29 protein-coding genes, 1 tRNA gene and 1 pseudogene are annotated in these 25417 nt (G+C 71.1%); 11 read left to right on the top strand and 20 right to left on the bottom strand.

Translation table 11 applies throughout. The features are described from left to right. The first annotated feature begins 95 nt into the window (after window positions 1-95). The 7 genes and pseudogenes from ACPXB1_RS02255 to ACPXB1_RS02225 all read left to right on the top strand — a co-directional run bounded on the left by ACPXB1_RS02255 (window position 96) and on the right by ACPXB1_RS02225 (window position 3867). Window positions 96-506: an HIT family protein gene (locus ACPXB1_RS02255; protein WP_425734718.1), complete on the top strand. Its 411-nt coding sequence runs from the start codon at window positions 96-98 to the stop codon at window positions 504-506. 111 nt (window positions 507-617) lie between these two features. After that, on the top strand, window positions 618-1277 hold the full coding sequence (gene msrA / locus ACPXB1_RS02250) for a peptide-methionine (S)-S-oxide reductase MsrA (protein ID WP_355596894.1): 660 nt from the start codon (window positions 618-620) through the stop codon (window positions 1275-1277). Window positions 1278-1364: 87 nt separating this feature from the next. Continuing rightward, on the top strand, window positions 1365-1649 hold the full coding sequence (locus ACPXB1_RS02245; RefSeq protein ID WP_355596892.1) for a type II toxin-antitoxin system Phd/YefM family antitoxin: 285 nt from the start codon (window positions 1365-1367) through the stop codon (window positions 1647-1649). Further along, window positions 1646-1936, top strand: a complete 291-nt coding sequence (locus ACPXB1_RS02240; protein ID WP_355596890.1) for a type II toxin-antitoxin system RelE family toxin — start codon at window positions 1646-1648, stop codon at window positions 1934-1936. The genes ACPXB1_RS02245 and ACPXB1_RS02240 overlap by 4 nt, the downstream gene beginning before the upstream one ends. Before the next feature lie 38 nt (window positions 1937-1974). Then, window positions 1975-2055: pseudogene (locus ACPXB1_RS02235) on the top strand (peptide-methionine (S)-S-oxide reductase MsrA); the annotation flags it as partial. Between the two features lie 370 nt (window positions 2056-2425). Beyond that, window positions 2426-3355, top strand: coding sequence for a ribonuclease Z (locus tag ACPXB1_RS02230; RefSeq protein WP_355596888.1), 930 nt, complete (start codon window positions 2426-2428; stop codon window positions 3353-3355). Beyond that, entirely contained in the window at window positions 3352-3867 is a 516-nt protein-coding gene (locus ACPXB1_RS02225) for a GNAT family N-acetyltransferase (protein WP_355596886.1), read from the top strand. Before ACPXB1_RS02230 ends, ACPXB1_RS02225 begins: the two co-directional genes overlap by 4 nt. Window positions 3868-4052: 185 nt before the next feature. Here the strand turns inward: ACPXB1_RS02225 and ACPXB1_RS02220 are convergent, their stop codons facing one another. Continuing rightward, a complete protein-coding gene (locus ACPXB1_RS02220) occupies window positions 4053-5423 on the bottom strand; it encodes a cystathionine beta-synthase (protein WP_053655303.1) in 1371 nt (456 codons plus the stop codon). A 72-nt stretch (window positions 5424-5495) separates the two neighbouring features. Beyond that, on the bottom strand, window positions 5496-5852 hold the full coding sequence (locus tag ACPXB1_RS02215; protein WP_053655305.1) for a YkvA family protein: 357 nt from the start codon (window positions 5850-5852) through the stop codon (window positions 5496-5498). Window positions 5853-6003: 151 nt separating this feature from the next. Between ACPXB1_RS02215 and ACPXB1_RS02210 the strand changes: the two genes are divergently transcribed. From ACPXB1_RS02210 to ACPXB1_RS02200, 3 genes are all read left to right on the top strand, one after another. Beyond that, complete coding sequence (locus tag ACPXB1_RS02210; protein WP_355596884.1) at window positions 6004-7056, top strand: SGNH/GDSL hydrolase family protein; 1053 nt, start codon at window positions 6004-6006, stop codon at window positions 7054-7056. Next, the gene (locus ACPXB1_RS02205; protein WP_355596882.1) at window positions 7053-7865 is read left to right on the top strand and encodes an SGNH/GDSL hydrolase family protein; all 813 of its coding nucleotides are present in this window, start codon (window positions 7053-7055) and stop codon (window positions 7863-7865) included. Before ACPXB1_RS02210 ends, ACPXB1_RS02205 begins: the two co-directional genes overlap by 4 nt. 78 nt (window positions 7866-7943) lie before the next feature. Next, window positions 7944-9206, top strand: a complete 1263-nt coding sequence (locus ACPXB1_RS02200) for an acetyl-CoA C-acetyltransferase (protein ID WP_355596880.1) — start codon at window positions 7944-7946, stop codon at window positions 9204-9206. 2 nt (window positions 9207-9208) lie between these two features. Here ACPXB1_RS02200 and ACPXB1_RS02195 read toward each other — a convergent pair whose 3' ends face one another. From ACPXB1_RS02195 to ACPXB1_RS02180, 4 genes are all read right to left on the bottom strand, one after another. Beyond that, entirely contained in the window at window positions 9209-9529 is a 321-nt protein-coding gene (locus ACPXB1_RS02195; RefSeq protein ID WP_355596879.1) for a hypothetical protein, read from the bottom strand. 47 nt (window positions 9530-9576) lie between these two features. Then, entirely contained in the window at window positions 9577-10335 is a 759-nt protein-coding gene (locus ACPXB1_RS02190) for a Bax inhibitor-1/YccA family protein (RefSeq protein ID WP_355596877.1), read from the bottom strand. A 137-nt stretch (window positions 10336-10472) separates the two neighbouring features. After that, window positions 10473-11288 (bottom strand): Bax inhibitor-1/YccA family protein, encoded by an 816-nt coding sequence (locus ACPXB1_RS02185; protein ID WP_355596875.1) that lies wholly within the window; start codon window positions 11286-11288, stop codon window positions 10473-10475. A 106-nt stretch (window positions 11289-11394) separates the two neighbouring features. Next, a tRNA-Leu gene (locus ACPXB1_RS02180) sits at window positions 11395-11478 on the bottom strand. Between the two features lie 102 nt (window positions 11479-11580). Between ACPXB1_RS02180 and ACPXB1_RS02175 the strand changes: the two genes are divergently transcribed. Then, window positions 11581-13437: a hypothetical protein gene (locus ACPXB1_RS02175; RefSeq protein WP_425734717.1), complete on the top strand. Its 1857-nt coding sequence runs from the start codon at window positions 11581-11583 to the stop codon at window positions 13435-13437. A gap of 92 nt (window positions 13438-13529) precedes the next feature. Here ACPXB1_RS02175 and ACPXB1_RS02170 read toward each other — a convergent pair whose 3' ends face one another. From ACPXB1_RS02170 to ACPXB1_RS02105, 14 genes are all read right to left on the bottom strand, one after another. Next, complete coding sequence (locus ACPXB1_RS02170) at window positions 13530-14861, bottom strand: NAD(P)/FAD-dependent oxidoreductase (protein ID WP_355596871.1); 1332 nt, start codon at window positions 14859-14861, stop codon at window positions 13530-13532. 90 nt (window positions 14862-14951) lie between these two features. Continuing rightward, window positions 14952-15512 carry an LPXTG cell wall anchor domain-containing protein gene (locus ACPXB1_RS02165; protein ID WP_425734769.1) on the bottom strand — a complete coding sequence of 187 codons (561 nt, stop codon included), beginning with the start codon at window positions 15510-15512 and terminating at the stop codon, window positions 14952-14954. Window positions 15513-15726: 214 nt separating this feature from the next. Then, window positions 15727-17163 (bottom strand): DUF58 domain-containing protein, encoded by a 1437-nt coding sequence (locus ACPXB1_RS02160; RefSeq protein ID WP_425734716.1) that lies wholly within the window; start codon window positions 17161-17163, stop codon window positions 15727-15729. Continuing rightward, window positions 17163-18170: an AAA family ATPase gene (locus ACPXB1_RS02155; protein WP_425734715.1), complete on the bottom strand. Its 1008-nt coding sequence runs from the start codon at window positions 18168-18170 to the stop codon at window positions 17163-17165. The genes ACPXB1_RS02160 and ACPXB1_RS02155 overlap by 1 nt, the downstream gene beginning before the upstream one ends. Beyond that, window positions 18170-18754, bottom strand: a complete 585-nt coding sequence (locus ACPXB1_RS02150) for a hypothetical protein (RefSeq protein WP_355596863.1) — start codon at window positions 18752-18754, stop codon at window positions 18170-18172. Before ACPXB1_RS02150 ends, ACPXB1_RS02155 begins: the two co-directional genes overlap by 1 nt. 55 nt (window positions 18755-18809) lie before the next feature. After that, the gene (locus ACPXB1_RS02145) at window positions 18810-19613 is read right to left on the bottom strand and encodes a DUF4129 domain-containing protein (RefSeq protein ID WP_355629378.1); all 804 of its coding nucleotides are present in this window, start codon (window positions 19611-19613) and stop codon (window positions 18810-18812) included. Window positions 19614-19634: 21 nt separating this feature from the next. Then, on the bottom strand, window positions 19635-20375 hold the full coding sequence (locus tag ACPXB1_RS02140) for a uracil-DNA glycosylase (protein WP_355629381.1): 741 nt from the start codon (window positions 20373-20375) through the stop codon (window positions 19635-19637). Further along, window positions 20368-21054, bottom strand: coding sequence for a dienelactone hydrolase family protein (locus ACPXB1_RS02135; RefSeq protein WP_355596857.1), 687 nt, complete (start codon window positions 21052-21054; stop codon window positions 20368-20370). Before ACPXB1_RS02135 ends, ACPXB1_RS02140 begins: the two co-directional genes overlap by 8 nt. Before the next feature lie 215 nt (window positions 21055-21269). Beyond that, the gene (locus ACPXB1_RS02130; RefSeq protein ID WP_355596855.1) at window positions 21270-21740 is read right to left on the bottom strand and encodes an LppU/SCO3897 family protein; all 471 of its coding nucleotides are present in this window, start codon (window positions 21738-21740) and stop codon (window positions 21270-21272) included. 130 nt (window positions 21741-21870) lie between these two features. After that, window positions 21871-22893, bottom strand: coding sequence for an HAAS signaling domain-containing protein (locus ACPXB1_RS02125; RefSeq protein WP_355629384.1), 1023 nt, complete (start codon window positions 22891-22893; stop codon window positions 21871-21873). Next, window positions 22890-23222 carry a PadR family transcriptional regulator gene (locus tag ACPXB1_RS02120; RefSeq protein ID WP_355596851.1) on the bottom strand — a complete coding sequence of 111 codons (333 nt, stop codon included), beginning with the start codon at window positions 23220-23222 and terminating at the stop codon, window positions 22890-22892. The genes ACPXB1_RS02125 and ACPXB1_RS02120 overlap by 4 nt, the downstream gene beginning before the upstream one ends. A gap of 107 nt (window positions 23223-23329) precedes the next feature. After that, entirely contained in the window at window positions 23330-24271 is a 942-nt protein-coding gene (locus ACPXB1_RS02115) for a Ppx/GppA phosphatase family protein (RefSeq protein ID WP_355629413.1), read from the bottom strand. A 53-nt stretch (window positions 24272-24324) separates the two neighbouring features. After that, on the bottom strand, window positions 24325-24861 hold the full coding sequence (locus tag ACPXB1_RS02110) for an amino-acid N-acetyltransferase (RefSeq protein WP_355596849.1): 537 nt from the start codon (window positions 24859-24861) through the stop codon (window positions 24325-24327). Next, window positions 24858-25415, bottom strand: coding sequence for a DUF501 domain-containing protein (locus tag ACPXB1_RS02105; protein WP_355596847.1), 558 nt, complete (start codon window positions 25413-25415; stop codon window positions 24858-24860). The genes ACPXB1_RS02110 and ACPXB1_RS02105 overlap by 4 nt, the downstream gene beginning before the upstream one ends. Between the last annotated feature and the right edge of the window lie 2 nt (window positions 25416-25417).

Raw genomic sequence — 25417 nt, 5'->3', positions numbered from 1 at the left:
TTCCCCGTGTGAATTGAACCGAGTGAATGAATAGCACAGTCGATGCCTGCACGGGGTCGTCGGGTCCGCCAGCGCCGCCGGCATAGCCTGGACCCATGAGCGGGTGCGTGTTCTGCGGGATCGTGGCGGGCGAGGTTCCGGCGTTCCGGGTCGCCGACGAGCCGGACGGGGTGGCGTTCCTGGACACCCGTCCGGTCTTCGCCGGGCATGTGCTCGTGGTGCCCCGGGTCCACCTCGTGACAGTGGCCGAGCTACCGGCGGACCTGCTGCCCGGCTACTTCGCGCTGGTACAGCGGCTGGCGGTGGCGGTGGAGACCGGTCTGGGGGCCGGTGGGACGTTCGTGGCGATGAACAACAAGGTGTCCCAGTCCGTCCCGCACCTGCACACCCACGTCGTACCCCGGACCAAGGGTGACGGCCTGCGGGGCTTCTTCTGGCCGCGCACCCGCTACCAGGACGACACCGAGGCCCAGACCTACGCCGACCGGATCGCCGCAGCCCTCTGAGCGCCCCGACCCGCCGTCCGGCCCGGTGGGGGCCTGAGTCACAGTGGCGCGGGTAAGGAAGGAAGACCCACCGGTGTTACACGCTGGGAGACGTACGAGAGGAGTCCCACCGTGTTCCTGCGCCGTATGAACGCCGAGATGATTTCGCCCGAGCAGGCCCTGCCGGGCCGCCCGATCGCCATGCCGGTCGCCGACCGGCACGAGGTGCTGGGCACGCCGCTCAAGGGCCCGTTCCCCGAGGGCCTCCAGGTCGCCGTCTTCGGCATGGGCTGTTTCTGGGGCGCCGAGCGGCTGTTCTGGACGCTGCCCGGCGTGTTCACCACCTCCGCCGGCTATGCGGGCGGCTACACCAAGAACCCGACGTACGAGGAGACGTGTTCCGGGCGGACCGGGCACGCCGAGGTCGTCCAGGTGGTGTACGACCCCAGCAAGATCACGTACGAGGACCTGCTGAAGGTCTTCTGGGAGAACCACGACCCGACCCAGGGCATGCGCCAGGGCAACGACGTGGGCAGCCAGTACCGGTCGGCGATCTACACCACCACCGACGAGCAGCGCGCCATCGCGGAGTCGTCCCGTGACGCCTTCCAGCCGATCGTGACCCGCGCCGGCAAGGGTGAGATCACCACCGAGATCGCCCCGCTGGGCAGCTACTTCTTCGCCGAGGACTACCACCAGCAGTACCTCGCCCCGACGAAGAACCCGAACGGGTACTGCAACCACGGCCCCAACGGCATGACATGCCCCGTAGGTGTCGCGAAGACCATCTAGCCACCACAGGCCACCGGGCTCACGGCCCGGTGGCCTCGGCCGGAATTCTGTACAGACTTCGCGCCAGAATCTGGCTATACTTCGAGCATGACTGCCGTGCCGTTCACTGAGGCCCGCAACCGCCTTTCGGAACTCATCGACGAGGTGGCCTCGACCCATGAGCGGATAGAGATCACCCGGCACGGCCACGCCGCCGCTGTGCTCATTTCCGCCGACGACCTCGCCGCGCTGGAAGAGACCCTGGAGGTTCTCTCCAGCGCCGAGGCCATGCGGCAACTCGGCGAATCCAGGGCCGCCGTCGAAGCAGGCGACGTCCTCGACGCCGACGAACTCGCAGCGCTGATGGCAAAGCGCTCGAAGCAGGCAAGGTGACCGGTCCGGACCCCGGCCGCTACCGACTTCAGGTCACCGGCCCGGCCGCACGCGCCTTGGCCGGACGGCTACCAGAGAAGATCTCTGCGGCCGTCTACGAGTTCATCACCACCGTCCTCCTCGACAACCCGCATCGCGTCGGCAAACGACTTCTTCTGCCGCCGTTCGAGGGCACCTGGTCGGCCAGGCGCGGCACGTACCGCGTCCTCTACGAGATCGACGAGGACGACCACGTCGTGACCGTGACGGCCATCGAACACCGCGCCGACGCTTACCGGTCGCGTTGATTCAAAGGCGGGAATCAGTGGTGCACCGTTCGCCAGGATCGAAGAACCCGAACGGGTACTGCAACCACGGCCCGAACGGCCTGAGCTGCCCGGTCGGCGTAGCCCGTACCGCCGGCTGACCCCGCCACCACCCGCACGAGCGCGATGCCCGGCTGCCGACAAGGTGGCCGGGCATTCCCGTCTGGCCGTGTGATCGAAATCCGTTGCCGAGCCCGGCGGGGCTCGATAGCGTGCAGGTACACGTGAAGGGAGGTGGTCCAGACTTGTATAGCAATCGGACTCGTGAGGTGGCTGTCCGCTAGCCGCTGTCCTCGACAGTGATCTGTTCGCCGACAGGCGGGCATCAGCACCATCGTCGAGACCGTGTGGCAGCGGTGCGGCGAATCCACGACAGCCACCCGACCCCCGGGGTGCCGGCATAGTCCAGCCGGCCCGTGCGCGAGCGCGGAGCACCCCGGGGGTCGCTTCATATCCGAAGGGGCCCCGGCGATGTCGATGCGCGAGCTGGTGGTCCTCGGCACCGCCAGCCAGACCCCGACCCGTCAACGCAACCACAACGGGTACGTGCTGCGCTGGGACGACGAGGTGATCCTCTTCGACCCGGGCGAGGGCAGTCAGCGCCAACTGCTGCACACCACTGTCACCGCCACCGACCTGACCCGGATCTGCGTCACGCACTTCCACGGCGACCACTGCCTGGGCCTGCCCGGCACCATCCAGCGGCTCTCCCTGGACCGGGTGGCGCAGCCGGTCGCCGTGCACTTCCCGGCGGGCGGCGCCGAATACTTCGCCCGGCTACGGCACGCCACCTCGTTCTACGAGACCGCCGAGCTGGCCGTCACCCCGATCGAGGCCGACGGGCAGCGGATCGCCCTGCGCTGCGGAACGCTGGAGGCCCGCCGGCTACGGCACTCCATCGAGACGTACGGCTATCGGCTGGTCGAGCCCGACGGGCACCGGATGCTGCCGGAGAAGCTGGCGGCGTACGGCATCGCCGGCCCGGCTGTCGGTGAACTGATCCGCGTCGGGCACCTGGACCTCGACGGACGCCGCGTCACCCGCGACGAGGTGAGCGTGCCCCGACCGGGGCAGCGGTTCGCCTTCGTGATGGACACCGGCCTCTGCGACGGGGTCTACGCCCTCGCCGAGCACGCCGACCTGCTGGTCATCGAGTCGACGTTCCTGGAGTCGGAGGCCGCGCTCGCCGCCGAGGTCGGCCACCTCACCGCGGCGCAGGCCGCGCGGGTGGCGGCCGAGTCCGGGGTACGCAGGCTGGTGCTCACGCACTTCTCCCAGCGCTACTCCGACGCACGGCGGTTCCACGACGAGGCCCGCGCGCACTTCGACGGTGATCTGATCATCGCCGAGGATCTGACCACCGTGCAGGTGCCACCGCGCCGGGTAGCCTCGGCGGAGTGACCGTCACGCTCCGTCTCGCGACCGGTGACGACCTGATGGGGGTGGGCGTCCTGCACCAACGCTCCCGGGTCGCCGCGTACTCCTCGTTCGTCCCGGCCGAGGCTCTTGCCGAACCGACAGGTGAGGCGATGGGCGCGTACTGGACCGAGCGGTGGCGATGGGAGCGGGACACCCACCGACTGACTGTCGCGGAGCGGGCCGGGGCGCTCGTGGGGTTCAGCTACCTGGGCCCGGACGACGAGGACGACCCGGCGACAGGGCTGCTCAATGCCATCCACCTCGACCCGGCCGAGCAGGGCCGGGGCGTCGGCCGGACGCTGATGGTGGACGCTCTGGACGCCATGCGGGCGCAGGGCTGGCAGCGGGCGGTGCTCTGGGTGCTCCGTGAGAACGCCCATGCCCGCGCGTTCTACGAGCGTGGCGGCTGGACGCCGACGGGCGCGCAGCGCGAGGAGTTCATCGGCTCCGCCCGCACGCCTCAACTGCGCTACGCCCGCCGCCTCGACGTGTAAGGAAGGGCACCTTCTTAACGCCTCCGGTTGTACAGGGGCCCCTTCTTAACGCGCGCGTCGCCGCCGCTTCCTGCTTGGCACGGCTGCCGACTCCCGGCCGCCGAAGGCCAGCGGCCGGGAGCACGCTCGTTAATAAGGGGCCCTTGCTCTACACGAGGCGTTAAAAAGGGGCCCTTCCTTGCGAACTAGTGGGCGCCGAGGTGGGCCAGGAGATCCTGACGGGTGAGGACACCCTTGGGCTTGCCGTCGACGAGGACCAGCGCCGCGTCGGACTTCTCCAGCAGGCCGACGGCCTCGCTCACCGGCTGACCGCCACCGATCATCGGCAGCGGGTCGCCCATGTGCCGCTCGATGGTGTCGTGCAGGTGGGCCTGCCCGGTGAACAGCGCGTCGAGCAGGTCCCGCTCGGCGATCGAGCCGGCCACCTCACCGGTCACCACAGGCGGCTCGGCCTTGAGCACCGGCAGCTGCGAGACGCCGTACTCGCGCATGTAGTCGATCGCGTCGCGAACCGTCTCGGTCGGGTGGACGTGCACCAGCTCGGGCAGCCCGCCGGGCTTGCTGGCCAGCGCGTCGGCCACGGTGGGCTCGGCGCCGGAGTTGTCGAGGAAGCCGTACCGGGCCATCCACGAGTCGTTGAAGATCTTCGAGAGGTAGCCACGGCCGCCGTCGGGCAGCAGCACCACCACCACGTCGTCCGGGCCGGCCTTGCGGGCCACCTCCAGCGCGGCGACAACCGCCATCCCGCAGGAACCGCCGACAAGCAGCCCTTCCTCGCGGGCCAGCCGCCGGGTCATCTCGAAGGACGCCTTGTCGGAGACCTCGACGATCTCGTCGGCCACACCCCGGTCGTACGTCTCCGGCCAGAAGTCCTCGCCGACGCCCTCCACGAGGTACGGCCGGCCGGTGCCGCCGGAGTAGACCGAACCCTCCGGGTCGGCCCCGATGACCTTCACCCGGCCGTCGGACGCCTCCTTGAGGTACCTGCCGATGCCGGAGATCGTGCCGCCGGTGCCCACCCCGGTCACGAAGTGGGTCAGCCCGCCCTCGGTCTGCTTCCACAGCTCCGGACCGGTGGTCTCGTAGTGCGAGCGCGGGTTCGCCGGGTTGCTGTACTGGTCGGGCTTCCAGGCGCCGGGGATCTCCCGGGTCAGCCGGTCGGAGACGTTGTAGTAGGAGCGCGGGTCTTCCGGGGCGACAGCGGTCGGGCAGACCACCACCTCGGCGCCGTACGCCCGCAGCACGTCCTGCTTGTCCTGGCTGACCTTGTCGGGGCAGACGAAGACACACTTGTAGCCCTTGAGCTGGGCCACCAGGGCCAGCCCGACGCCGGTGTTGCCGCTGGTCGGCTCGACGATGGTGCCGCCGGGCTTGAGCAGGCCCGCCGCTTCGGCGTCCTCCACCATCCGCAGGGCGATCCGGTCCTTCACCGAGCCACCCGGGTTGACGTACTCGACCTTGGCGAGCACGGTGGCCTGGATGCCCTCGGTGACGTTACGCAGGCGTACCAGCGGGGTGTTGCCGATCATGTCGACGACATTGTCGTAGTACTGCACGGTGTGCCCTTCGTTGCGGCGCCGGCGACGGCTGCCCGGCAGACGGATCCTCGACGCCCAGGGTACGTGCTGTCAGGGCACCAACCCGCCGGGGATGACGGAGCTGCGCCGGGCCTCCCACTCAAGGAAACGCTCGGTCTCGGCGAGCACGCTGCCGGCCAGCCAGGTGACCATCACCGCGTCGTCGGCCAGCCCGAAGATCGCCAGCGGGATCTCCGGCAGCAGGTCGAAGGGCGAGACGATGTACGCCGTCGCCGCTGTCATCAGGGCCAGCCGGAGGCCGCCGTCGTACTCACCACGGGTGGTGGCCCGGATCATCCGGGGCAGCGCCGCCAACCTGGTCCCCAGCGACGGCCCGCCGCGCGCCCCCGCCGTCAGTGCCCGGGCCAGGGCCGCGAACGCCGCGCTGCGCTTCAGTGTCTTACCCATCGTTGCGCTCCTCTCCGCCGGATCAGCGTGGCGGGTCGACGCAAGTGTGGCCGGCCTGCACCGGACAGATACCCCGTCGGGTCGGGTTCCAGGCATCGATGAGGCATGACGACGACAGCTGCGTGTCGGTCCGGCGCGATAATCTCGCTGTATGGGGGTGGCTGGTTCTGTCGTACCCGTTGGTCCGCGCTGGCGACACGCCTGGCGGATCGCCCGCCTGGCAGCCATCGGGACGGGCGCGACCGCGGCGGCCGTGATGGCGACCGGCGGGGTGCTGCTCGGCCAGGCCCGGCAGGCCCGACGCACCATCCCGATGGCCGAGGCCCCACCGCCGCGCTGCGACGGGGTGTACGGCGCGAAGTTCCCCGGCCCGACGCTCACGATGGTCGTGCTCGGTGACTCGTCGGCTGCCGGTTACGGGGTGCACCGCCGCCGCGAGACGCCCGGCGCGTTGCTGGCCACCGGCCTGTCCCGCCGCCTGCACCGGCCGGTCCTGCTGCGCCGCTTCGCGGTGGTCGGAGCCATCTCCTCGGCGCTGCGGCACCAGGTGGAGGCCGCCCTGGAATGCGAGCCCGACATCGCGGTCATCCTGATCGGCGGCAACGACATCACCAACCGCACCCCGCGCGGGCTGGCCGTGCGCTACCTGGTCGAGGCCGTCCGGACGCTTCGCGGCGCGGGTTGCGAGGTGGTCGTCGGCACCTGCCCCGACCTGGGCGCGATCCGGCCGATCCAACCGCCGCTGCGCTGGCTGGCCCACCGGTGGAGCCGCCAGCTCGCCGCCGCCCAGACGGTCGCCGTCGTCGAGGCGGGCGGCTGGACGGTGTCCCTGGGTGACCTGTTGGGTCCACGGTTCAATGCCGAACCGCACCGGATGTTCGCCTGGGACCGGTTCCACCCGTCCGCTGAGGGGTACGCGGTCGCCGCGGCCGCCCTGCTGCCGACGATGCTCTCCGCGCTCGGCGCCGGGCAGGAAAGACGGGTCACTGCGGCACGGGGTGAGGGCGTACGGTCGCTGCCAAAGGCCGCGCAGGAGGCGGCCCGGCACGCCGGCACCGAGGTCAGTGGCACCCAGGTCCACGGCCACGACCGGGGGCCGGCCGGTCGGTGGGCGCAACTGCGTCGGCGGGCGTTCTTCGGTGTCAACGCGGTGCCGCAGGGCGGTGCCACGTCGGACACTTCGACGGTGGAGGGACTGGCATGAACCAGCGCAGCGAGCGGCACGTGACCGACGGCCTCACCGGCCGGCTGGGTCGGGCGGCGGCGCTGTCGCTGCTCGCCGGCACCGTGGGCGGTGCGGCGGTCCTCGCCGGTGAGGCGTTCGTCGCGCGACACCGCCGGTACGCCGAGCCGGAGCTGGGGCTGGCGCTGCGCGCCACGATCGGCCGGGCCGGCGGGACACCGCTGCGGCTGGTGCTGCTCGGCGACTCGTCAGCGCTGGGCGTGGGCGTCGACAGGCTCGACGACACCATCGGCGGGCAGTTGGCGAACCTGCTCGCCGAGGGTCCGACCGGCCGTCGGGTGCACCTGTCAAGTGTCGGTGTCTCCGGGTCCCGTTCGACCGATCTGGCGACGCAGGTGGCCCGGGCCCTGCTGGGCGAGCGTCCCGACGTGGCGCTGATCCTGATCGGCGCCAACGACGCCACAGGCATGCGCCGGCCCGCTGACGCGTCGGCATATCTGGGTGCGGCGGTGCACCGGCTGCGTGAGGCGCGCGTCGAGGTGGTGGTGGGCACCTGCCCCGATCTGGGCGCCGTACGCGCCATCGCGCCCCCGTTGCGGCAGCTGGTGGGCTGGGCCGGCCGGCGGATGGCGCGCGCGCAGACCACTGCCGTGCTGGAGGCCGGTGGCACTGTCGTCGACCTGGCCACCGAGACCGGGCCGGTGTTCCGGGCTGACGCGGGCACGCTCTGCCACGACGGCTTCCACCCGTCCGCCGACGGTTACCGGGTGTGGGCGCACGCCCTGTTGCCGGCGGTCGCGGCTGCGGCGGCCGTCGCCTCCCGACGCTAGATCAGCCCCGCTCAGGGTGACATTTCCCGCCGTGTCTGCTTCTTCCGCGTGATGTTACCGGCGGGTTAACGTTGGTCCATGCCGATTGAGTCGTCCCGCGACGCCGTCATCGTCGCTACCGCCCGCTCCCCCATTGGCCGGGCGCACAAGGGGTCCCTGCGCGGCGTCCGCTCCGACGACCTCGCCGCGACAATCGTCCAGGCCGCCCTGGACAAGATTCCCCAGCTCGACCCGACCACCATCGACGACATCTACCTCGGGTGTGGCCTGCCCGGCGGTGAGCAGGGCTTCAACATGGCCCGTGTGGTGGCCACGCTGCTCGGGCTCGACACCGTTCCCGGTGCCACGCTGACCCGCTACTGCGCGTCCTCGCTGCAGACCACCCGGATGGCCCTGCACGCGATCCGTGCCGGCGAGGGCGACGTGTTCGTCTCCGCAGGCGTCGAGATGGTCTCCCGGTACGCCCGGGGCAGCTCCGACGGTCTGCCGCCGGAGGCTCAGGCGCTTGTCGGCGGTGGCTGGGAGAACCCGCGCTTCGCCGAGGCCGCCGAGCGCTCGAAGCGCCGCGCGCAGGGCGGCGCCGAGGTGTGGACCGACCCGCGTGAGTCCGGCGACCTGCCGGACGTCTATCTGACGATGGGTCAGACCGCCGAAAACCTGGCCCAGGTGTACGACGTGAGCCGCGCCGACATGGACGAGTTCGGCGTACGCAGCCAGAACCTCGCCGAGAAGGCAATCGCCGACGGCTTCTGGGCCCGGGAGATCACCCCGGTAACCACTCCGGACGGCACTGTGGTGAGCACCGACGACGGTCCACGAGCGGGCGTCACCCTGGAGGCGGTGTCCGGGCTGAAGCCGGTGTTCCGTCCCGACGGCCGGATCACCGCCGGCAACTGCTGCCCGCTGAACGACGGCGCGGCAGCCGTTGTGGTGATGAGCGCCCAGCGGGCCGAGGAACTCGGGCTGACCCCGCTGGCCCGGATCGTCTCGACAGGCGTCACCGCCCTGTCGCCGGAGATCATGGGCCTCGGCCCGGTCGAGGCGTCCCGGCAGGCGCTCAAGCGGGCCGGCATGACGATCGACGACGTCGACCTCGTGGAGATCAACGAGGCGTTCGCCGCCCAGGTCATCCCCTCCTACCGGCAGCTTGGCATTCCGGAGGAGAAGCTGAACGTGATGGGCGGCGCGATCGCCGTGGGCCACCCGTTCGGCATGACCGGCGCCCGGATCACCGGCACCCTGCTCAACGCGCTGGAGTGGCACGACAAGACCATCGGCCTGGAGACGATGTGCGTCGGCGGCGGCCAGGGCATGGCCATGGTCCTCGAACGGCTGAACTGACCTCAGAGCGCGCTGCGGGTCGCCGTCACCTCGGCGGCGGCCCGCGCCAGCGTTCCGGCGTCGGCACCCGAGGCCAACAGGTCCGCTGTCACCACCCGCAACTGGTCGGGCAGCGCCAGGTCGTTGTCCAGCCGGGGAACAGTGCGGCGAGGTCCGCCCTCGGCGTCGGCGGCCAGGTTGGCGATCTCCTGCACCAGGCGATGGACCAGGTCGGCGCGGGACATGTTGCCGGTCGTCGCGGCTGCCGCCCAGCGGGGCTGCTGCCAGTGCCCGATCTGACCGACAAGCAGTCGTACGGCCTGATCCAACTCCACTGCGCTCATCGCCGCCGAGTCTACGGCCGGCGTCGGCCCCGACACCCCGGCCCCGGTCAACGACGCAGATAGCTGAGCAACCGCAGCAACTGCCAGTAGAGGAAGACCAGACCGGTGACCAGGCCGAACGCGCTCAGCCACGCGTACCGGCGGGGTCGACCGTCGCGCACCGAGCGCTCGACGAGGTCGAAGTCGAGGATGAAGCTGAACGCGCCCGCGATGATCGCCACCACCGAGAAGGCGTACGGCAGCCAGCCGACCTCGCCGCTGACGCTGTAGACCGCCAACCCCTGCCGGCCAGAGATCAGGTACGACACCAGGTTGACCACGCTGAGCACTGCGATGCCGAGCAGCGTGCCGATCACCAGGCGGGCCAGTCGGGGCGTCGCCCGGATCACCCGGGCCCGGTACAACGCCGCCATGCCGAAGAAGACGCCGAACGTGCCGGCCACCGCCTGCACCACGATGCCCGGATAGACCTGCTCGAACGTCCGGCTGGCCACCCCCAGCAGCAGCCCCTGCAACAGCGCGTAGCCGGCGATCGGCACCGGGTTGGTGATCCCCCGCAACGAGATGACCAGGACCAGGGCGATCGAGGCCAGCGCGCTGCCGGCCAGCGCCGCGCCCAACCAGGCCGCCTCCGGCACCACCACCCAGGACACGGCCGCGGCCACGCCGGTGAGCACCAGCAACCCGACGGTACGGACCACCACGTCGTCGACGGTCATCGGCTCGACATCCTGGGAGCCGAGCACCCGGCTCTCCAACCGGCCGGTCTCGTCCAGCCGGTTGAGCACCGGATTGTTGCTGCGCACCGTCGCCTCCCTCACCCGCGTACCCCTCGCAGTCACTCTGCCCCGGGCGGCCCGGCGGCGACTGCGAAACGGCGCGGACGACGGCGCCCGCCCCCCACGGAAGCGGAGGCGGGCGCCGATCGGCAGAGCGGACGAGGTCAGTCGTCGCCCTGGAAGTAGCTCAGCAGACGCAGGATCTCGATGTAGAGCCAGACCAGGCTGACCAGGATGCCGAACGCGGCCACCCAGGAGTAGCGCTGCGGCAGGCCCATGCGGACGCCGTCCTCGATCTCCTTGAAGCTGAGCACGAAGCTCAGCGAGGCGACGACGATGCAGACCAGGCTGAAGCCGATGGCAAGCGGGCTGCCGTCCCGCAGGCCGGTGTTGACGCCGAACAGCGCCAGCACCAGGTTGATCATCATGACGGCGAAGAGGCCGACCATGACCGCGATCATGCCCTTGACGAAGGCCGGGGTGGCCCGGATGACCTTCGCCCGGTAGAGCATCGCCATCAGGAAGAAGATGCCGAAGCTGGCCACCGCCGCCTGGAGCACGATGCCGTCGTAGCGCGTCTCGAACGCCTTGCTGACCATGCCGACGAAGACGCCCTCGACGACCGCGTACGCGATCACAAGCGCCGGGTTGGCCATCCGGGAGAACGAGATGATCAAACCAAGGGCCAGGCCGACAACTGCCGCGCCGATCCAGGCGACCCCGACCAGCGAGTCGGGCACGAGCACCCAGGCGGCCGCGGCGGTGATGCCGAGGATGCCGAGCAGAGCGACAGTCTTGACGACGACGTCGTCGACGGTCATGGGGGCCACGGTGGGCGGTGCGACCGGGTAACCGGCCTGGGACGGGTACTGCTGGGGAATGCCGGGCTGTCCGTACGGCCCGGCCGGGGCGTACCCGGCGGAGCGCTCCCGCTCGGCCGCTTGGCCGAGCCGGGCGAGCACCGGGTTCGAGGTCTTCACTGTCTGGCCTCCCTCAGGGGGTCGTTTGCACGTGAACGTGCCCTCCAAGAGTAAACTGCCCGACCCACTCCCGGTGATCACGGATGGAATGCGGGCCGGTCGCGATTGGTGCCCGGGGCGGGGGTCGAACCCGCACGCCTTGCGGCAGCCGCTTTTAAGGCGGCCGTGTCTGCCTTTCCACCACCCGGGCGGGTGGCACCGGCGCGTCGACACGCGCGAGTGCAATGTCACCGTAGCCGGTCGTCGACAACCCGGCGTACCCCGACGGGCTAGCCACATTAGGGTCGATTCCGTGAGCAGCGCAGCCCCCACGGCCCCCGACGCCGCCCCTGACCAGGCCGTCCGCCTAGCCGATCAGGTCAACCGCCGAACCCGGGCCGTCCGGCTGCCGGCTGCCGTCCGCCGCCACCGGGCCGATCTGCTCGTCGCACTGCTCTGGGTGGTGCTGGCCGGCTGGTTGACCCAGGGGCTGTGGCCCGACCCCGGTGGCCGGACGTTGGCGCTCAACCCGGAGGACCAGGCCCTCTACGAGTGGTTCCTGGCTGTTGACGCCAGAGCGCTGCTCGGCGACTTCAGCCTGCTCACCGACCTGCTCAACGCCCCCGACGGCGTCAACCTGATGGCCAACACGACTGTCATCGCGCTCGGCATCGTCTGCGCGCCGATCACCCTCCTGCTCGGCGCGCCGGTCACCTTCGCACTGCTCGCCGCCGCCAACCTGGCCGGCACGGCGCTCGCCTGGTACCTGCTGTTCCACCGGATGCTGCGTACCCGTCGGCTGGCCGCCGCGCTCGGCGGCGGACTTTGCGGCTTCGGGCCGGGCATCGTGTCGCAGACAAACAGCCACCTGCACATGACCGCCCAGTGGCTGGTGCCGGTGATCGTCTGGCTGGTGGTCCGCCTGCTGCGGGCCTCCGACCCGGGTCGCACCCCGGCCGGGTCCGCGCGTGCCCTGCCCAGCAGGCCGGACCGGCGCCGGATGATCAGCTCAGCCGCCGGGCTGGCCGCTGCGGTCACCGCGCAGGTCTTCATCGGCGAGGAGGTGCTCTTCCTCGCCGCCGTCACACTGCTGGTGATGGCGATCAGTTACGCGGTGGCGGACCGGGACCTGGCCCGTCGAGCCCTGCCCGGCTTCGCCGGCGGTATGGCGATCGCCGCCGGCCTGGCGCTGATGGTGCTCGGATACCCGCTGTGGTTCCAGTTCGCCGGACCGCAGGGCGTCGCCGACGGCATGTTCAGCCCTTCCTACTTCTCGGCCGACCTGAGCAGTTGGTGGACGATCTCCCCGCTGTCGATCGCCGGCAGCGACCAGGCGTCCCGGTTGACCACCGGTCCCGCCGAGTACAACACCTTCCTCGGCTGGCCCCTGCTGCTGGTCACCGCGGCCTGCGCGATCTGGACCGGCCGGCGCCGGCTCGTCTTCGCCTGCGTCGTGGCAGGGCTGGTGATGGGCGCGCTCTCGCTCGGCCCGGAGGTGGTGCTCGGCGGCACCCGCACCGCGCTGCCCGGCCCGTACGCCCTGCTGGCCGGGCTGCCAGTGGTGGACGGCGCGCTGCCGATGCGGTTCGGTCTGGCGCTGCTCCCGATCGTGGCGACGCTCCTGGTGCTGGCGGTCGACCGTGCCCTGCGCAGCACCGGCCGCGCACGACGACTCGTGCCACTGGCGGTCGCTGCCGCACTGCTGCCGATCTTTCCGGCACCGCTGCCGACCGCAGCACGGCCCGAGGTGCCCGAGTTCATCACCGCCGGGCACTGGAAGCAGTGCGTACGGCCCGGCGGCGTGCTCGTCCCGGTGCCGCTGCCCACACCCAAGGAACCCTGGCCGATGCGTTGGGCGGTCGCCGCGAACGCCGGATTCGGCATGCCCGAAGGCTTCTTCATCGGTCCGTACGGGCGGGGCGGCACCGCGGCAATGGGCACCTTCAAGCAGCCCACCTCAGCCCTGCTTGCCGACGTCGCCCGGCGCGGCGACCTACCGGCCATCGGCGACGAACAGCGCCGGCAGGCAGCCCGGGACACGGACTTCTGGGGCGCCTCCTGCGTGGCGCTGGCCGACGACGCTCCCCACGCCGACGCCCTCCGCGCAACCCTGGAACAGCTCTACGGCCCGGCGACCCGAATAGCCGACGCGTGGACCTGGCGGGTCTGACGCCGCCGCGCTCAGCCGATGTCAGGCGGGCGTTAAGAAGGGGCCCCTCCTATACCGAAAACGATAAGAAGGGGCCCTTCCTTTCGGCTGGGTCAGACGCGGGGCGCGCCGACCGGCTGGGACGCCTCGACGAACTCCTCGCGGGGGTCGTGGAGCTGGCCCAGGGCCACAACCTCACGCTTGAGGAAGAACGCCAGCGACCAGTCCACCACGACCCGGACCTTACGGTTGAACGACGGGATACGGCTCATGTGGTACGTCCGGTGCATGAACCACGCCGGCCAGCCGGTCATCTTGATGCCGTACACCTGGGCGACGCCCTTGTGCAGGCCGAGGCTGGCCACGCTGCCCGCGTGCTTGTGCTTGTAGTTGACCGGCTCGCGACCCCGCACCACCGCAACGATGTTGTCGGCCATCCGGGCCGCCTGACGCACAGCGTGCTGGGCGCTCGGCGAGCAGAAGTTGCCAGGCTCCTTCGTCAGGTCCGGAACGGCGGCGCAGTCGCCGGCGCTCCACGCACCCTCGACCACCCGATCGCCGTCGACGACCTGGAGAGTGGGCAGGCAGGTCACCCGCCGCCGCTCGTCGCGCGGGAAGTCGGTCGCGTCGAGCATCGGCGACGGCTTCACACCCGCCGTCCAGACGATCGTGTCGGAGCGGAAGCTGTCACCGTCGGAGAGCTTCACCACCCCGTCGACGCAGGACTCCAGGCGGGTGTCCAGCCGGATGTCCATGTTCCGCTTGAGCAACTGCTGCACCGTGTACGCGCCCATGTCCCGGTCAACCTCGGGCAGCACCCGCTGGGTGGCCTCGACGAGCACCCAGCGCATGTCCTCCGGCTTCAGCTCCGGGTAGTAGCGCAGCGCGTCCCGGGCCATGTCCTCCATCTCGGCGAGTGCCTCGATGCCGGCGTACCCACCACCGACGAACGTGAAGGTCAACGCCGACTGGCGAACCTCCGGGTCCGGGGTGACGGCCGCCACGTCCAGCCGGTCCAGCACGTGGTTACGGAGGTAGATCGCCTCACCGATGGTCTTGAACCCGATGCCCTGTTCGTGCAGGCCGGGAATCGGCAGCGTCCGCGACACCGAACCCGGCGCCACGACCACGTGGTCGTACGCGATCTCCCGGGCCGGGCCCACGATCGGCTGGACGATCGCCACCTTGCGGTCGTGCTCGACACGGGTGACGGTGCCGGCCACCACCGTGCACCGGCGCAACTCGCGTCGCAGCGGCACCACTGCATGCCGCGGGGAGATGTTGCCCGCCGCCGCCTCCGGCAGGAACGGCTGATAGGTCATGTGGGGCTGAGGGTCCACCACGATGACCTCAGCCTCACGGGAGCTGAGCTTCTTCGACAGTCGCAGGGCCGCATAGAGACCGACGTGCCCAGCGCCCACCACAAGGATCCGCTTCGGATTCACGTCATCTATCTTTCCCCGGCCAGCTCAGCTAATCCCGCTCGCGGCCCCCATCTGTGACGGAGCACAAGCCATGTGACCTGCCTAACCCATCTATTTACGCCGCAGCAGCCAACCCAGCAGCCCGACCAGCCCCACCGCCACCAGCAGCCCCAACACCGTCACCCACTGATGGCCGGTCTCACCGCCCAGCCCCGCCACCCGCAACAGCAGCACCGCCAGCACCGCAGTGCCCAACAGCACCGCCCCGGCCCGCAGCAACCACCTACTGATCAGGTCCGGGTCCACCACCCCGTCATACGGCAGCAGCGCCGCCAACGCACACAGCGAATGCGACAGGTACAGCAACGCGGCGACGGCGAGCAGCCGCCACAGCTGGACCGGCCGGCCGTACCCGTCGGTGGCGAGCAACCAGCCACCGACCATGACAAGCGCCACGAAGGTCGGCCACGGTCGACGCGGCCCCACCGCCGGCAGCAACGCGGCCACCGCCAGGAACAGCAACGGCCGCCCGCTCAACACCTCGGCGGGAAACGCCAACGCCAACCCGGCCAGCACAGTGCCGAAGATCCCCGCCCGGACCAGGAGCGGAACGGCGCTGACCCGGCCCACTGCCTGCTGCACCGCCCGAACCCGCCCGGTGACCGCCTCGATCATCCGCACCCACCCCCGACCGCACGGCCCGCGCTCACTGGACCGCTTTTCGTTCGCGACTGCGGGGCTCGCAAACCCGGCTCACTCCTCACGCTCACCGGACCGCTATTCGTTCGCGACTGCGGGGCTCGCAAACCCGGCTCACTCCTCACGCTCACCGGACCGCTATTCGCTCGCGACTGCGGGGCTCGCAAACCCGGCTCACTCCTCACGCTCACCGGGAACCGACCCGAGGGGCCGTCGCGAGCCGCGCCACGTCCCGCAGCACCTGGTCCAGGCTGCCGGCGCCGGCCCAGCGCACGACGGGCACGCCGTGCTCCCGAAGCTGCCCGATCATGGTGTCGCGATCCAGCCGCCACAGCCGGTACGCCACCTCGGCCCACCCCCGGTCCTTCGGAGGTGTCAGATCCGCCGGCAGCGTGTCGACGGCCACCACGAAGCGCCCGGAGCGGGCCAGCCGCGCCAGCATCTGCGCCGACCGCTCGTCCAGCAGCGGGGTGAGGACCACCACCAACGCGTCCGAGGAGAGCATCTGTGGACCGAAAACCTGGTCGTACGGCTCATGCTGGGCGGCTTCGGCGCGGACGTCGAGCAGCCACTCCAGGACTGTCAGGTACTGCCGGCGGCCAGCGGCCGGACGCAGCCGGCGGGCTCCCGGCCCGTACTCCAACAGCGAAACCCGGTCACCCCGGTGCAGGTAGTGCTCGGCGATCGCCGCCGTGGCCCGCACCGTGGTGTCGAGCACCGAGGCGGCACCGCCCACCCCGCCGGAACGACCGGCCTCGGCGAGCACGTCGAGCAGCACCACCACCTCGGCGTCCCGGTCGGACAGGGTCGCCGCCACATGCAACTGCCGGGCGCGCAGCGAGACCCGCCAGTCGATACGGCGCAGCCGGTCACCCGGGGCGAAGATCCGCACGCCTGCCAGCTCACCGCCCTCACCGGGCCGGCGGGAGTGGTGCGCGCCTACCAGACCGGCGGCCCGGGGCATCGCCTCCACCGCATCGAACGGCTCGGTACGCGGATAGACACGTACCTCGGCCGGCTCGGTGAGGACCGCCCGCGAGACCAGCAGCCCACCGGCTGCGGCGACCCGCGCACCTGCCGGACCGACCGGGTGCCGGCCCCAGCGCAGGGCCCGACCGGCCAGCTCCAGATCCACCACCGCGGCGACCGGCACCGATGTCACGAACGGGCGGTCGACGGCGGAACGACCCGCGCCACCGGCCGGCTCACCACCGGCCGGTTCACCGCCCGACTTGGCAGCATCGGCGGGTACGGGACCGGCGAAGCCCGCCCGGGTGATCCGCAGCCACGGCGAGACCCGGGACCGCACCACCATCAGGTCGTAGTCGACAGTGTCCGGGTTGCCGACGCTCACCGTGGCCGTCACCTCGCCACCCTCGACCAGCGGCACGTCGTCGCCGGGGGTGATCCAGACCTGCGGCAACGCGGTGGGCCGGCGACGCAGCGCGTACGCGGTACCCAGCGCGAACGGCGCGGCCAGCACGATCAGGTCGATCCGCCCCAGCAGCACGCCCGCCACCAGCAGCAGCCCGGCGAGCAGCACCGCGCGGGCGAGCGCAGGGGTGGGTGCCCAGCCGGCCGTCGAGTCCGGCTCGGTGGATCGCGGCGCGGTCGGTCCGGTCATCAGTGCCGGAGCCCACCGGCGGCGTAGCTGGGCAGGGCGCCACTGGCCGGGGCGGGCGTCGCCTCCAACACCTCACCGACCACAAAGGCCGGATCGACACGACGCAACCACATCTCCGGCCGCAGGGTGATCCGGTGGGCGAGCGCGGGCGCCGCCACCTCCTTGACGTCCTCCGGCACCACATAGTCGCGGCCACCGAACACCGCACGCACCCGGGCCAGCAGCAGCAGCGCCAGCGAGCCACGCGGCGAGGCGCCGACAAGCACCGACGGATGCTCCCGGGTGGCCGCCGTCAGGGCCACGATGTAGCGGCCGATCGAATCCTCCACCACCACGTCCTCCAGGGCTGCCTGCATCGCCCGCAGGGTGCCCGCGTCGACCACCGGCTTGATCTCCGCCTCCTCACGGCGACGGCCCATCCGGCGACGCAGCACCTCCCACTCCTCCTCGTGCTCCGGATAGCCGAACGAGACCCGCAGCAGGAACCGGTCCAGTTGTGCCTCGGGCAGCGGGTACGTGCCCTCGTACTCGATGGGGTTTGCGGTTGCCAGCACGTGGAACGGCTCGTCCAGCTTGTACGTGACACCCTCCACCGAGACCTGCTTCTCCTGCATGGCCTCCAGCAGAGCGGACTGGGTCTTCGGCGGCGTCCGGTTGATCTCGTCGGCGAGCAGCAGGTTCGTGAACACCGGCCCCGCCCGGAAGCTGAAGTCGCCGCTGCGCTGGTCGTAGAGGAAGGAGCCGGTGACGTCGGCGGGAAGCAGGTCCGGGGTGAACTGGAGCCGGCGGAAATCCAACCCGAGCGCCTGGGCGAAGGACCGCGCGGTGAGCGTCTTGCCCAGACCGGGCAGATCCTCCAGGAGGACGTGCCCACCGGCCAGGATGCCGGCGAGGACCAGCTCCAACGCGTCCCGCTTGCCGACCACGACGGTGCCGACCGCGTCCAGGACCGCCCGGGCCAGGCGACCGACCTCGGCGGCGGGCATGCTGCGGTCCACGTCGTTCATCAGATCTTCTCCAGTTCGGCGACGATCACCGCGAGATCGCGCGGCGACGGGGGGCGGCGGGGCGGGTTTTCCAGGAACGTCCACAGCCGGTCACCCAGCAGGGCACGGGCGCGGACCGGATCCGACTCGCGGGTCACAGCGTGCTTCAGGCGCAGCCGCTCGTCGGCCAACTCCCCGAGGCGGGGCAGGATCACCCCGCTGAAGCGTTCAGGCCGTGTCGTGGACCAGTCCAGCGGCAGTTCCCAGCCGTTGATAGCGGCCCGCAACGCGTCCCGGGCACCCCAGTTCCAGGTGCCGTCGTCATAGCGGACGGCGGGCGTCCGGGACTTCCCGCCGGCTGGCGGCGCGAGAGCGGCCGCGAACCGGCGCACCGCGAACACCGCGAACACCCCGGCGACCAGGATCACGAGCGAAACCTTCAGACCTACCGCGCGCAGACCGACGATCAGCACGACGACCACCGCCGCGTTGGCGGCCAGGGCACGCAGGACACGCCCGGCCCGACCGCCCCGGTCCCGGTCGTCGCTGCGCGCCCGCTCCTCCTCGAAGGTGAGCAGGTCGTCGATGCTGGCGCTGCCACTCATGCGGACACCCTTGTTCGCGACTGCGGGGCTCGCAAACCCGGCTCACTCCTCGCGCTCACGGTGCCACCTCGGGAGCGCCCATCGTCACTGTCGTCAGCTCCCCGCGCAGCCGACGCAGTGCGGCGCGCGCCTGGTCACGGGTGCCCTCGTCGACGTCCCGCGTGGCGTACCGGGCCTCGCGGTAGACGTGTGCGAACTCGGCCAGCACGTCGGCGCTGACGATTGCCGGAACCCCTGCCGACGGGTCGCCCCGCAACAGCCGGGTCACCAGGTCGGTAGGGGTGTCGCCGGGCTGGCGGGGAACACCGGCTGCTGCGGCGGCGTCCTCCAGGCGTACCCAACAGGCGATCACCGCGACGCGCGGATCGGTGTCCTGGTCGTCCAACTCCACAAGGCCCGCGTCGAGGGCGGCGACCACCTCGCGGGCGGTGCCCTCAGCCGTACGCCGGGGTCGTTGCGCCGGCAGCGCCCGGGTGGTGCGGCGCACCACCCCCCGGATCAGGATCCAGGTGAGATAGCCCAGCACAACGAGGATGGCCAGGCCGAGCAGGGCGAGCGCCACCGTCGCGATCCACTGCGGGATGTGCGCCTGGGTGGCCTCACCGGCGTCCCTCGGTTCCACCGGGTACGACGGGGCCGGCTGCTCCGACGGGTACTCGGGCACCCAGGGAATGTTCTCGGCGGCCGGCGGGATCCGGTTGGCCCCGATCGACGAGTTCGCGGAGGCCAGGGCCGCCGCGGCGAGGAGGGCGGCGACCGCGCCCACCGGCCACCACCGCCGGAACAGGCCGACCACCGGGCGCAGCACCCCCGGCTCGGCGGTCGGGGACGGCGTGGGCGGTCGCGTTCCGTCAGTCATCGCCACCACCCCACGCGTATCTCAGTCCACTTCGGCCAACTGTTTGGCCCGGCCGAAGACGTCGTCCAGCATCCCGGGCGTCAGCCGCCCGGTGAAGGTGTTCTGCTGGCTCACGTGGTAACAGCCGAGCAATTCTGGTACGGCCACGCCGGACCAGTGTGCCCCATGCCCGAACGCCGGTCGCGGGCTGGGCGGGCGCTGGCCGTACACCTGGCGTAGCACCGGCCACCACGCGGCCCAGGCGAACGCGCCGAGCGCGACCACGACGCGCAGGGTGGGACGGATGAGGGCGACCTCACGGTGGACCCAGGGCGCGCAGGTGTCCCGCTCGACCGGGGTGGGCTTGTTGTCCGGCGGCGCGCAACGGACTGCCGCGAAGATGCGGGTGGTCCGCAGGGCCAGCCCGTCGTCGGCGACGACGCTCGTCGGTTGGTTGGCCAGGCCGGCGCGGTGCAGGGCGGCGAAGAGCACGTCGCCCGACCGGTCACCGGTGAAGATCCGACCGGTGCGGTTGCCGCCGTGCGCGGCCGGGGCCAGGCCGAGGATGCCGATCCGCGCGTCGGCGGGGCCGAAGCCCGGAACCGGGCGGCCCCAGTATTCCTGGTTCCGGAAGGCGGCCCGGCGGGTGCGGGCCACCTCCTCCCGCCACCGGACGAGCCGGGGGCACGCGAAACAGTCGCTGACGGCAGCGTCCAGGTCGGCCAGGTCCTCCGCCCGCGCGGCGCGGGCGACGACCTGATCGGGGGTACGCGGCTCAGCCAAGCTTGCCCCGGAAGTGTTCCAGGGTGCGCGCCCAGGCGCTGGCGGCGGAGCGCTGGTCGAACGCCTCCGGCCGGTCGTCGTTGAAGAAGGCGTGCGCGGTGCCCGGGTAGTCGTACAGCTGGCAGCTGCCGCCGGCTTCCTCGATGGCCCGGCGGGCGGTCTGTACGCCCTCGCCGGACGAGGTGCCGTCCTCCTCGGAGCAGTGGATGAGCGCCGCCTTGCCGGCGTAGTCGGTCCAGTCGGGGCGCATCGATTCCCAGGGCAGCACGGGGTAGAACCCGACGGTGGCGACGATCCGCTCGGAGAGGGTGGCCGACCACAGCGCCAGGCTGGCACCGGCGCAGAATCCCACGGCGCCGACCTTACCGGTGACCTCCGGCCGACCGGCGAGATAGTCGGCGGCGCCGGCGATGTCAGTTGCCGCCTCGTCCATCCGCAGCGCCAGCAGCAGGCGCTGCGCCTCGTCGGGCTCGCTTGTCGTCTCGCCGTGGTAGAAGTCCGGTGCGAGGGCGACGAAGCCGGCCTCGGCGAACCGGTCGGCCACCGACCGGATGTGCGGGACCAGCCCCCACCACTCCTGGATGACGATGACAGCCGGGCTGGTCATGCCGCTGGCGGGTATCGCGAGATACCCCTCGCTCGTGCCACCGTTGCTGGGGTAGCTCACCATCTCGCCCATCGGCCCGTCCTCCTAGCGGTCAGTCATCGTTGGCTGGTCGCCCAGTGGTCCTACGTGCCGGTAGCCTGCCATGCCGTGACCGCGCCGGGGAAGACGCGGGAAGAGTGGCATTCACCTCCTGTTTCCCTGCGACGGTGACCCCACGTACGCCGATGGCGGCGGGGAAGCGTCCCCCGCCGCCATCGATGCTGGTGTTTGCTTTGCCGGTGCTCCGGTCAGGCCTTCTTGGTCAGGCAGAGCACGTAGCCGGTCTTGCCCGGCGCGATGCTGGAGAAGATGTAACCCTCGTCGTCTTCCTTGAAGAACTGGTTACAGGCGGTGTCGGCCTTGGCCTGGGCCTCGGTCTGGTCCTCCACCCGACCGACCACGTTGTATGCCGCGTCGGTGGAGGTGCACTCGACGACCTTGGCGCCGTCGACCTTCTCCTGCTCGGTGCCGGTGATCTCGGGCAGCTCGGCGATGCAGTCGCCGGCCTTGGCGTCGGCGGTCTCGTCCTTGTTCAGGTAGCTGCCGATACCGAACTTCAGCCCGGCGATGACGACGACCACGAGGATCGTGCCGATGATGCCGAGGGCTTTCTTTGCACCGGATTTCTTCGCCTCCGACTGGCCCGGAGGCGGCGTCGCGACGGCCGGCTGGGATGTTGCGGCGTCGGGCGCGGGGGGCGGTGCGACCTGCTCTGACAACGGGATTCCTTCCGAGGGCTGGATGAGCAGACGACACCGTAACGATCATTGATTTACGGCGCTGCCCCGCTCGCCTCGTCCGTTCAGCTATTTCCCAGCTTCCTGTGCATGGTCTATGTCACCTGGCATTTCAGCTCGTCGGAGTCGGCGTCGGATCGCTACTGTGCGTCGCGGTCGGAGTCGTGGTCGGACTCGCCGCGGGCTCACCGGTGGTCGTCGCGGTCGGGTCCGGCGGTGTCGGCGCTTCCGGTGTCGGTGTGGGTGTCACGTTCGGCGTTTCGGGTCGCACCGGCACGCCCGGCGCGCGATGGCCGAAGGGCGCCTGCTCCACGCAGTACGGGTAGGGCCGCAGCAGCGGGTTGCCGTACTCGTCGATGCGGCCCTCACAGTCCGGGTAGCCCAGGCGGATCGGGTCGCCGTTCTGGTCGAAGAGCCGGGCGTTCTCCACCAGCCGGCCCTCACTGTCGTAGACGAAGACGTCCCGGACCCGGTCGTAAGGGCTGTTGATCGACGCCGGGTCGACGCCGTAGTCGCCGTAGCGCATCCGGTCCTCGGCCTGGACCAGGGCGGAGAGCGCGAAGACCACGAGCACTGCGCTGCCGACCTGAAGCGCCGAGCGCGGCCAGCGACTCAACTGGGCGGAGCGACGGCCGAGCCAGATCGAGGCGAGCACGAAGGCGACCAACATGATCAGACCGGCGAGCAGTTCGCCGCCGAACCGGGGCAGCACACCGAAGGCGCCCCCGGTGGTGATCACGGTGAGCAGCATGGCCGCCAGGTAACCGCGCAGCACCCACCAGGCGGGCCGCAGCAACCGGAGGAAGTCGCTTGCCGTCTCGTACCCCAGGGCGGGGCCGAGCCCCGTGTCGAGCACCCGGAGCCGGCCCTGGAGCCTGGCCAGTACGGCGGCGGCCCGCTGGTCGAGGTTGCGCCCGCGGACCGCACCGACGCCGGCCGCGGCACGCAGCTCGGCGGCGTACGTCTCCGGCTCGCCCAGCCGCTCGACGAGAGTGCCCTCGGACTCGGCGGCGACCTCGTTCAGATGGTCGGCCAGGTCCTCGGTCAGCTCGTCGCGTTGACCCGGCGGCAGGTCGGCCAGAGCGGCCCGGACCCGCGTCACATAGTCGGTGATCTCCTGCTCCGTGACGGTCATGCCGCCAGCCCCCGATCGTCGAGCAGACTGTCCATTGTGGTGGCGAACGAGCGCCAGAGTTTGCCGGAGCGGGTCAACTGGTCACGCCCGGCGGCGTTGAGTGAGTAGTACTTGCGGTGCGGGCCCGATTCGCTCGGCACGACGTAGGTGGTGAGCAGTCCCGCGGCGAAGAGTCGGCGCAGCGTGCCGTAGACGGAGGCGTCGCCGACCTCGTCCAGGCCGGCCTCGCGGAGCCGGCGCAGGATGTCGTAGCCGTAGCCGTCCTCCTCGCGGAGCACGGCGAGGACGGCCAGATCGAGCACGCCCTTCAACAACTGTGTGGTGTCCACGTATTGCACACTAGTGCGCAATACGCAGTAGCGTCAACGGAACTGACACGGCGTGCCGCACCGGTCCCTGGAATGTCCCGTCCCCGACCCTCTGACGGCCAATCGATCTAGCGCGCGGCGGGCTGGAGACTCCAGGCGATGCCGTCGAGGATGTCGTGCTCCGAGGCGACCACCGACGGCATCCCCGCCCGCTCCATGATCACGCGGAGCACCAGCGCGCCCGCGCCGATCACGTCGGCCCGACCCGGATGCATCACCGGGTTCGCCAACCGCTGCTCACGGGTCTGCCCCAGCAGTTCCGCGGTCACCTGGGCGACCGCCTCGTACGACACCCGGGCGTGGTGGATGCGCTCCGGGTCGTACTCCCGCAGGCCCTGCGCGAGCGCGACAACAGTGGTGACCGACCCTGCGAGACCGACGAGGGTGGCCGCCTCGCGGCCCGGCACCGCCGCGAGCGCCCTGTCCACCACTGCCGCGATGTCGGCCTGCGCTGCCGCCACCTGCTCGGGCGTCGGCGGATCGCCGGGCAGGTGCCGCTCGGTCATCCGGACGCAACCGATGTCGACCGAGATCGCCGCCCGCACCCCACCGGCCCGGTCACCGACCACGAACTCGGTCGAACCGCCGCCGATGTCGACGACCAGGAACGGCTCCTTCGCGTCGGCGGGCAGCCCACGCACCGCGCCCGTGAACGACAGCCGGGCCTCCTCGTCGCCGGTGACCACCTCGGGCGCCACGCCAAGGGTGCGCTGCACCATCTCGGTGAAGTCGGCGGCGTTCGCGGCGTCGCGGGAGGCCGACGTGGCACACATCCGCACCCGCTGGGCACCCAACTTCTCGATGTCAGCGGCGTACGACGCCAGCGCCACCCTGGTCCGCTCGATCGCCTCCGGCGCGAGCCGCCCGGTGCGGTCCACGCCCTGACCCAGCCGGACGATCTCCATCCGCCGTGTCACGTCGACAAGTGGCGCCTCGGGGCCGGCGGACTCGTCCGGCAGGTCGGCGATCAACAGTCGGATCGAGTTGGTCCCGCAGTCGATGGCCGCCACACGCGTCGTCACCCCGCAACCCTACGACAGCTGCCGGACGGGATCCCGCGCGCTCAGAGCCGCAGCAGCATCCGGGTGTTGCCGAGGGTGTTCGGCTTGACCCGCTCCAGGTCCAGGAACTCCGCGACACCCTCGTCGTACGAGCGCAGCAGCTGCTCGTACACCGGCTGCGGCACCGGCGCGCCGTCGATCTCACGGAAACCGAACGCGCCGAAGAACTGCGTCTCGAAGGTGAGCACGAAGATCCGTGCCACGCCCAACTCCCGGGCGGCATCGATCAGCTCGCCCACCAGCCGGTGCCCGATCCGCCGGCCCCGGCACGACGGGTCCACCGCCACAGTGCGGATCTCGGCCAGGTCCTCCCACATCACGTGCAGCGCCCCGCAGCCCACCACGGCGTCGTCGGAGTGGCGGACCGCCACCCGGAACTCCTGCACCTGCTCGTAGAGGGTGACGGTGGCCTTGCTCAGCAGCCGCCGGTCATCGGTGTACGTGTCGACCAGCCGCCGGATGCCCCGTACGTCCCCGGTGCGTGCCCGCCGTACCAGAATCTGACTCTCGGGCGCCGAGGGCCCGGCCTGCGCGCTCATTCGGCCGCCGGCACGTCCACGCACGGGCCTGTCGTCCACCAGGGCTCGACAAGCGCCAACGTCTCGTCGCCGAACGGGTTCACACCCGGGCCGGCGCCCAGCGCGTGCCCGACGTGCACGTGCAGGCACTTCACCCGCCCGGGCATCCCACCGGCGGAGATCCCGGCGATCTCCGGCACCTCGTCGATCGCCTCCCGCCGGGCGAGGTAGTCCTCGTGCGCCGCGCGATAGTGGGCCGCCAACTCCGGATCGGCTGCCAGCCGCTCGGCCATCTCCTTCATGAGCCCGGCCGACTCCAGCCGGCTGCACGCCGCCGTCGCACGGGGGCAGGTCAGGTAGAACAGCGTCGGGAACGGGGTACCGTCGGCCAGGCGGGGCGTCGTCTCCACCACATCCGGCAGGCCGCACGGGCAGCGGTGCGCCACCGCACGGCTGCCCCGGGGAGTACGGCCGAGCTGCGCCGCCACCGCGGCCAGGTCGGCCTCGGTGGCCGGCTCCCGCTGCGGCAGAGGTACGGAATCCGCCGCCGACTCCGACGGTGGTACGACAGTCACGG

It is taken from the genome of Micromonospora sp. DT68, from assembly GCF_049847245.1.
GTDB classification, from domain to species: Bacteria; Actinomycetota; Actinomycetes; order Mycobacteriales; family Micromonosporaceae; genus Micromonospora; species Micromonospora profundi.
The sequence above is the reverse complement of the archived record's forward strand: the minus strand, read 5'-3'. Positions and strand labels throughout refer to the sequence as shown.

What these genes read in the sequence shown, in the direction of transcription:
- ACPXB1_RS02255 (WP_425734718.1), top strand. Translation starts at nt 96, where the DNA reads ATGAGCGGGTGCGTGTTCTGCGGGATCGTGGCGGGCGAGGTTCCGGCG.
- ACPXB1_RS02245 (WP_355596892.1), top strand. Translation starts at nt 1,365, where the DNA reads ATGACTGCCGTGCCGTTCACTGAGGCCCGCAACCGCCTTTCGGAACTC.
- ACPXB1_RS02230 (WP_355596888.1), top strand. Translation starts at nt 2,426, where the DNA reads ATGTCGATGCGCGAGCTGGTGGTCCTCGGCACCGCCAGCCAGACCCCG.
- ACPXB1_RS02215 (WP_053655305.1), bottom strand. Translation starts at nt 5,852, where the DNA reads ATGGGTAAGACACTGAAGCGCAGCGCGGCGTTCGCGGCCCTGGCCCGG.
- ACPXB1_RS02210 (WP_355596884.1), top strand. Translation starts at nt 6,004, where the DNA reads ATGGGGGTGGCTGGTTCTGTCGTACCCGTTGGTCCGCGCTGGCGACAC.
- ACPXB1_RS02205 (WP_355596882.1), top strand. Translation starts at nt 7,053, where the DNA reads ATGAACCAGCGCAGCGAGCGGCACGTGACCGACGGCCTCACCGGCCGG.
- ACPXB1_RS02200 (WP_355596880.1), top strand. Translation starts at nt 7,944, where the DNA reads ATGCCGATTGAGTCGTCCCGCGACGCCGTCATCGTCGCTACCGCCCGC.
- ACPXB1_RS02195 (WP_355596879.1), bottom strand. Translation starts at nt 9,529, where the DNA reads ATGAGCGCAGTGGAGTTGGATCAGGCCGTACGACTGCTTGTCGGTCAG.
- ACPXB1_RS02160 (WP_425734716.1), bottom strand. Translation starts at nt 17,163, where the DNA reads ATGACCGGACCGACCGCGCCGCGATCCACCGAGCCGGACTCGACGGCC.
- ACPXB1_RS02155 (WP_425734715.1), bottom strand. Translation starts at nt 18,170, where the DNA reads ATGAACGACGTGGACCGCAGCATGCCCGCCGCCGAGGTCGGTCGCCTG.
- ACPXB1_RS02150 (WP_355596863.1), bottom strand. Translation starts at nt 18,754, where the DNA reads ATGAGTGGCAGCGCCAGCATCGACGACCTGCTCACCTTCGAGGAGGAG.
- ACPXB1_RS02145 (WP_355629378.1), bottom strand. Translation starts at nt 19,613, where the DNA reads ATGACTGACGGAACGCGACCGCCCACGCCGTCCCCGACCGCCGAGCCG.
- ACPXB1_RS02135 (WP_355596857.1), bottom strand. Translation starts at nt 21,054, where the DNA reads ATGGGCGAGATGGTGAGCTACCCCAGCAACGGTGGCACGAGCGAGGGG.
- ACPXB1_RS02125 (WP_355629384.1), bottom strand. Translation starts at nt 22,893, where the DNA reads ATGACCGTCACGGAGCAGGAGATCACCGACTATGTGACGCGGGTCCGG.
- ACPXB1_RS02110 (WP_355596849.1), bottom strand. Translation starts at nt 24,861, where the DNA reads ATGAGCGCGCAGGCCGGGCCCTCGGCGCCCGAGAGTCAGATTCTGGTA.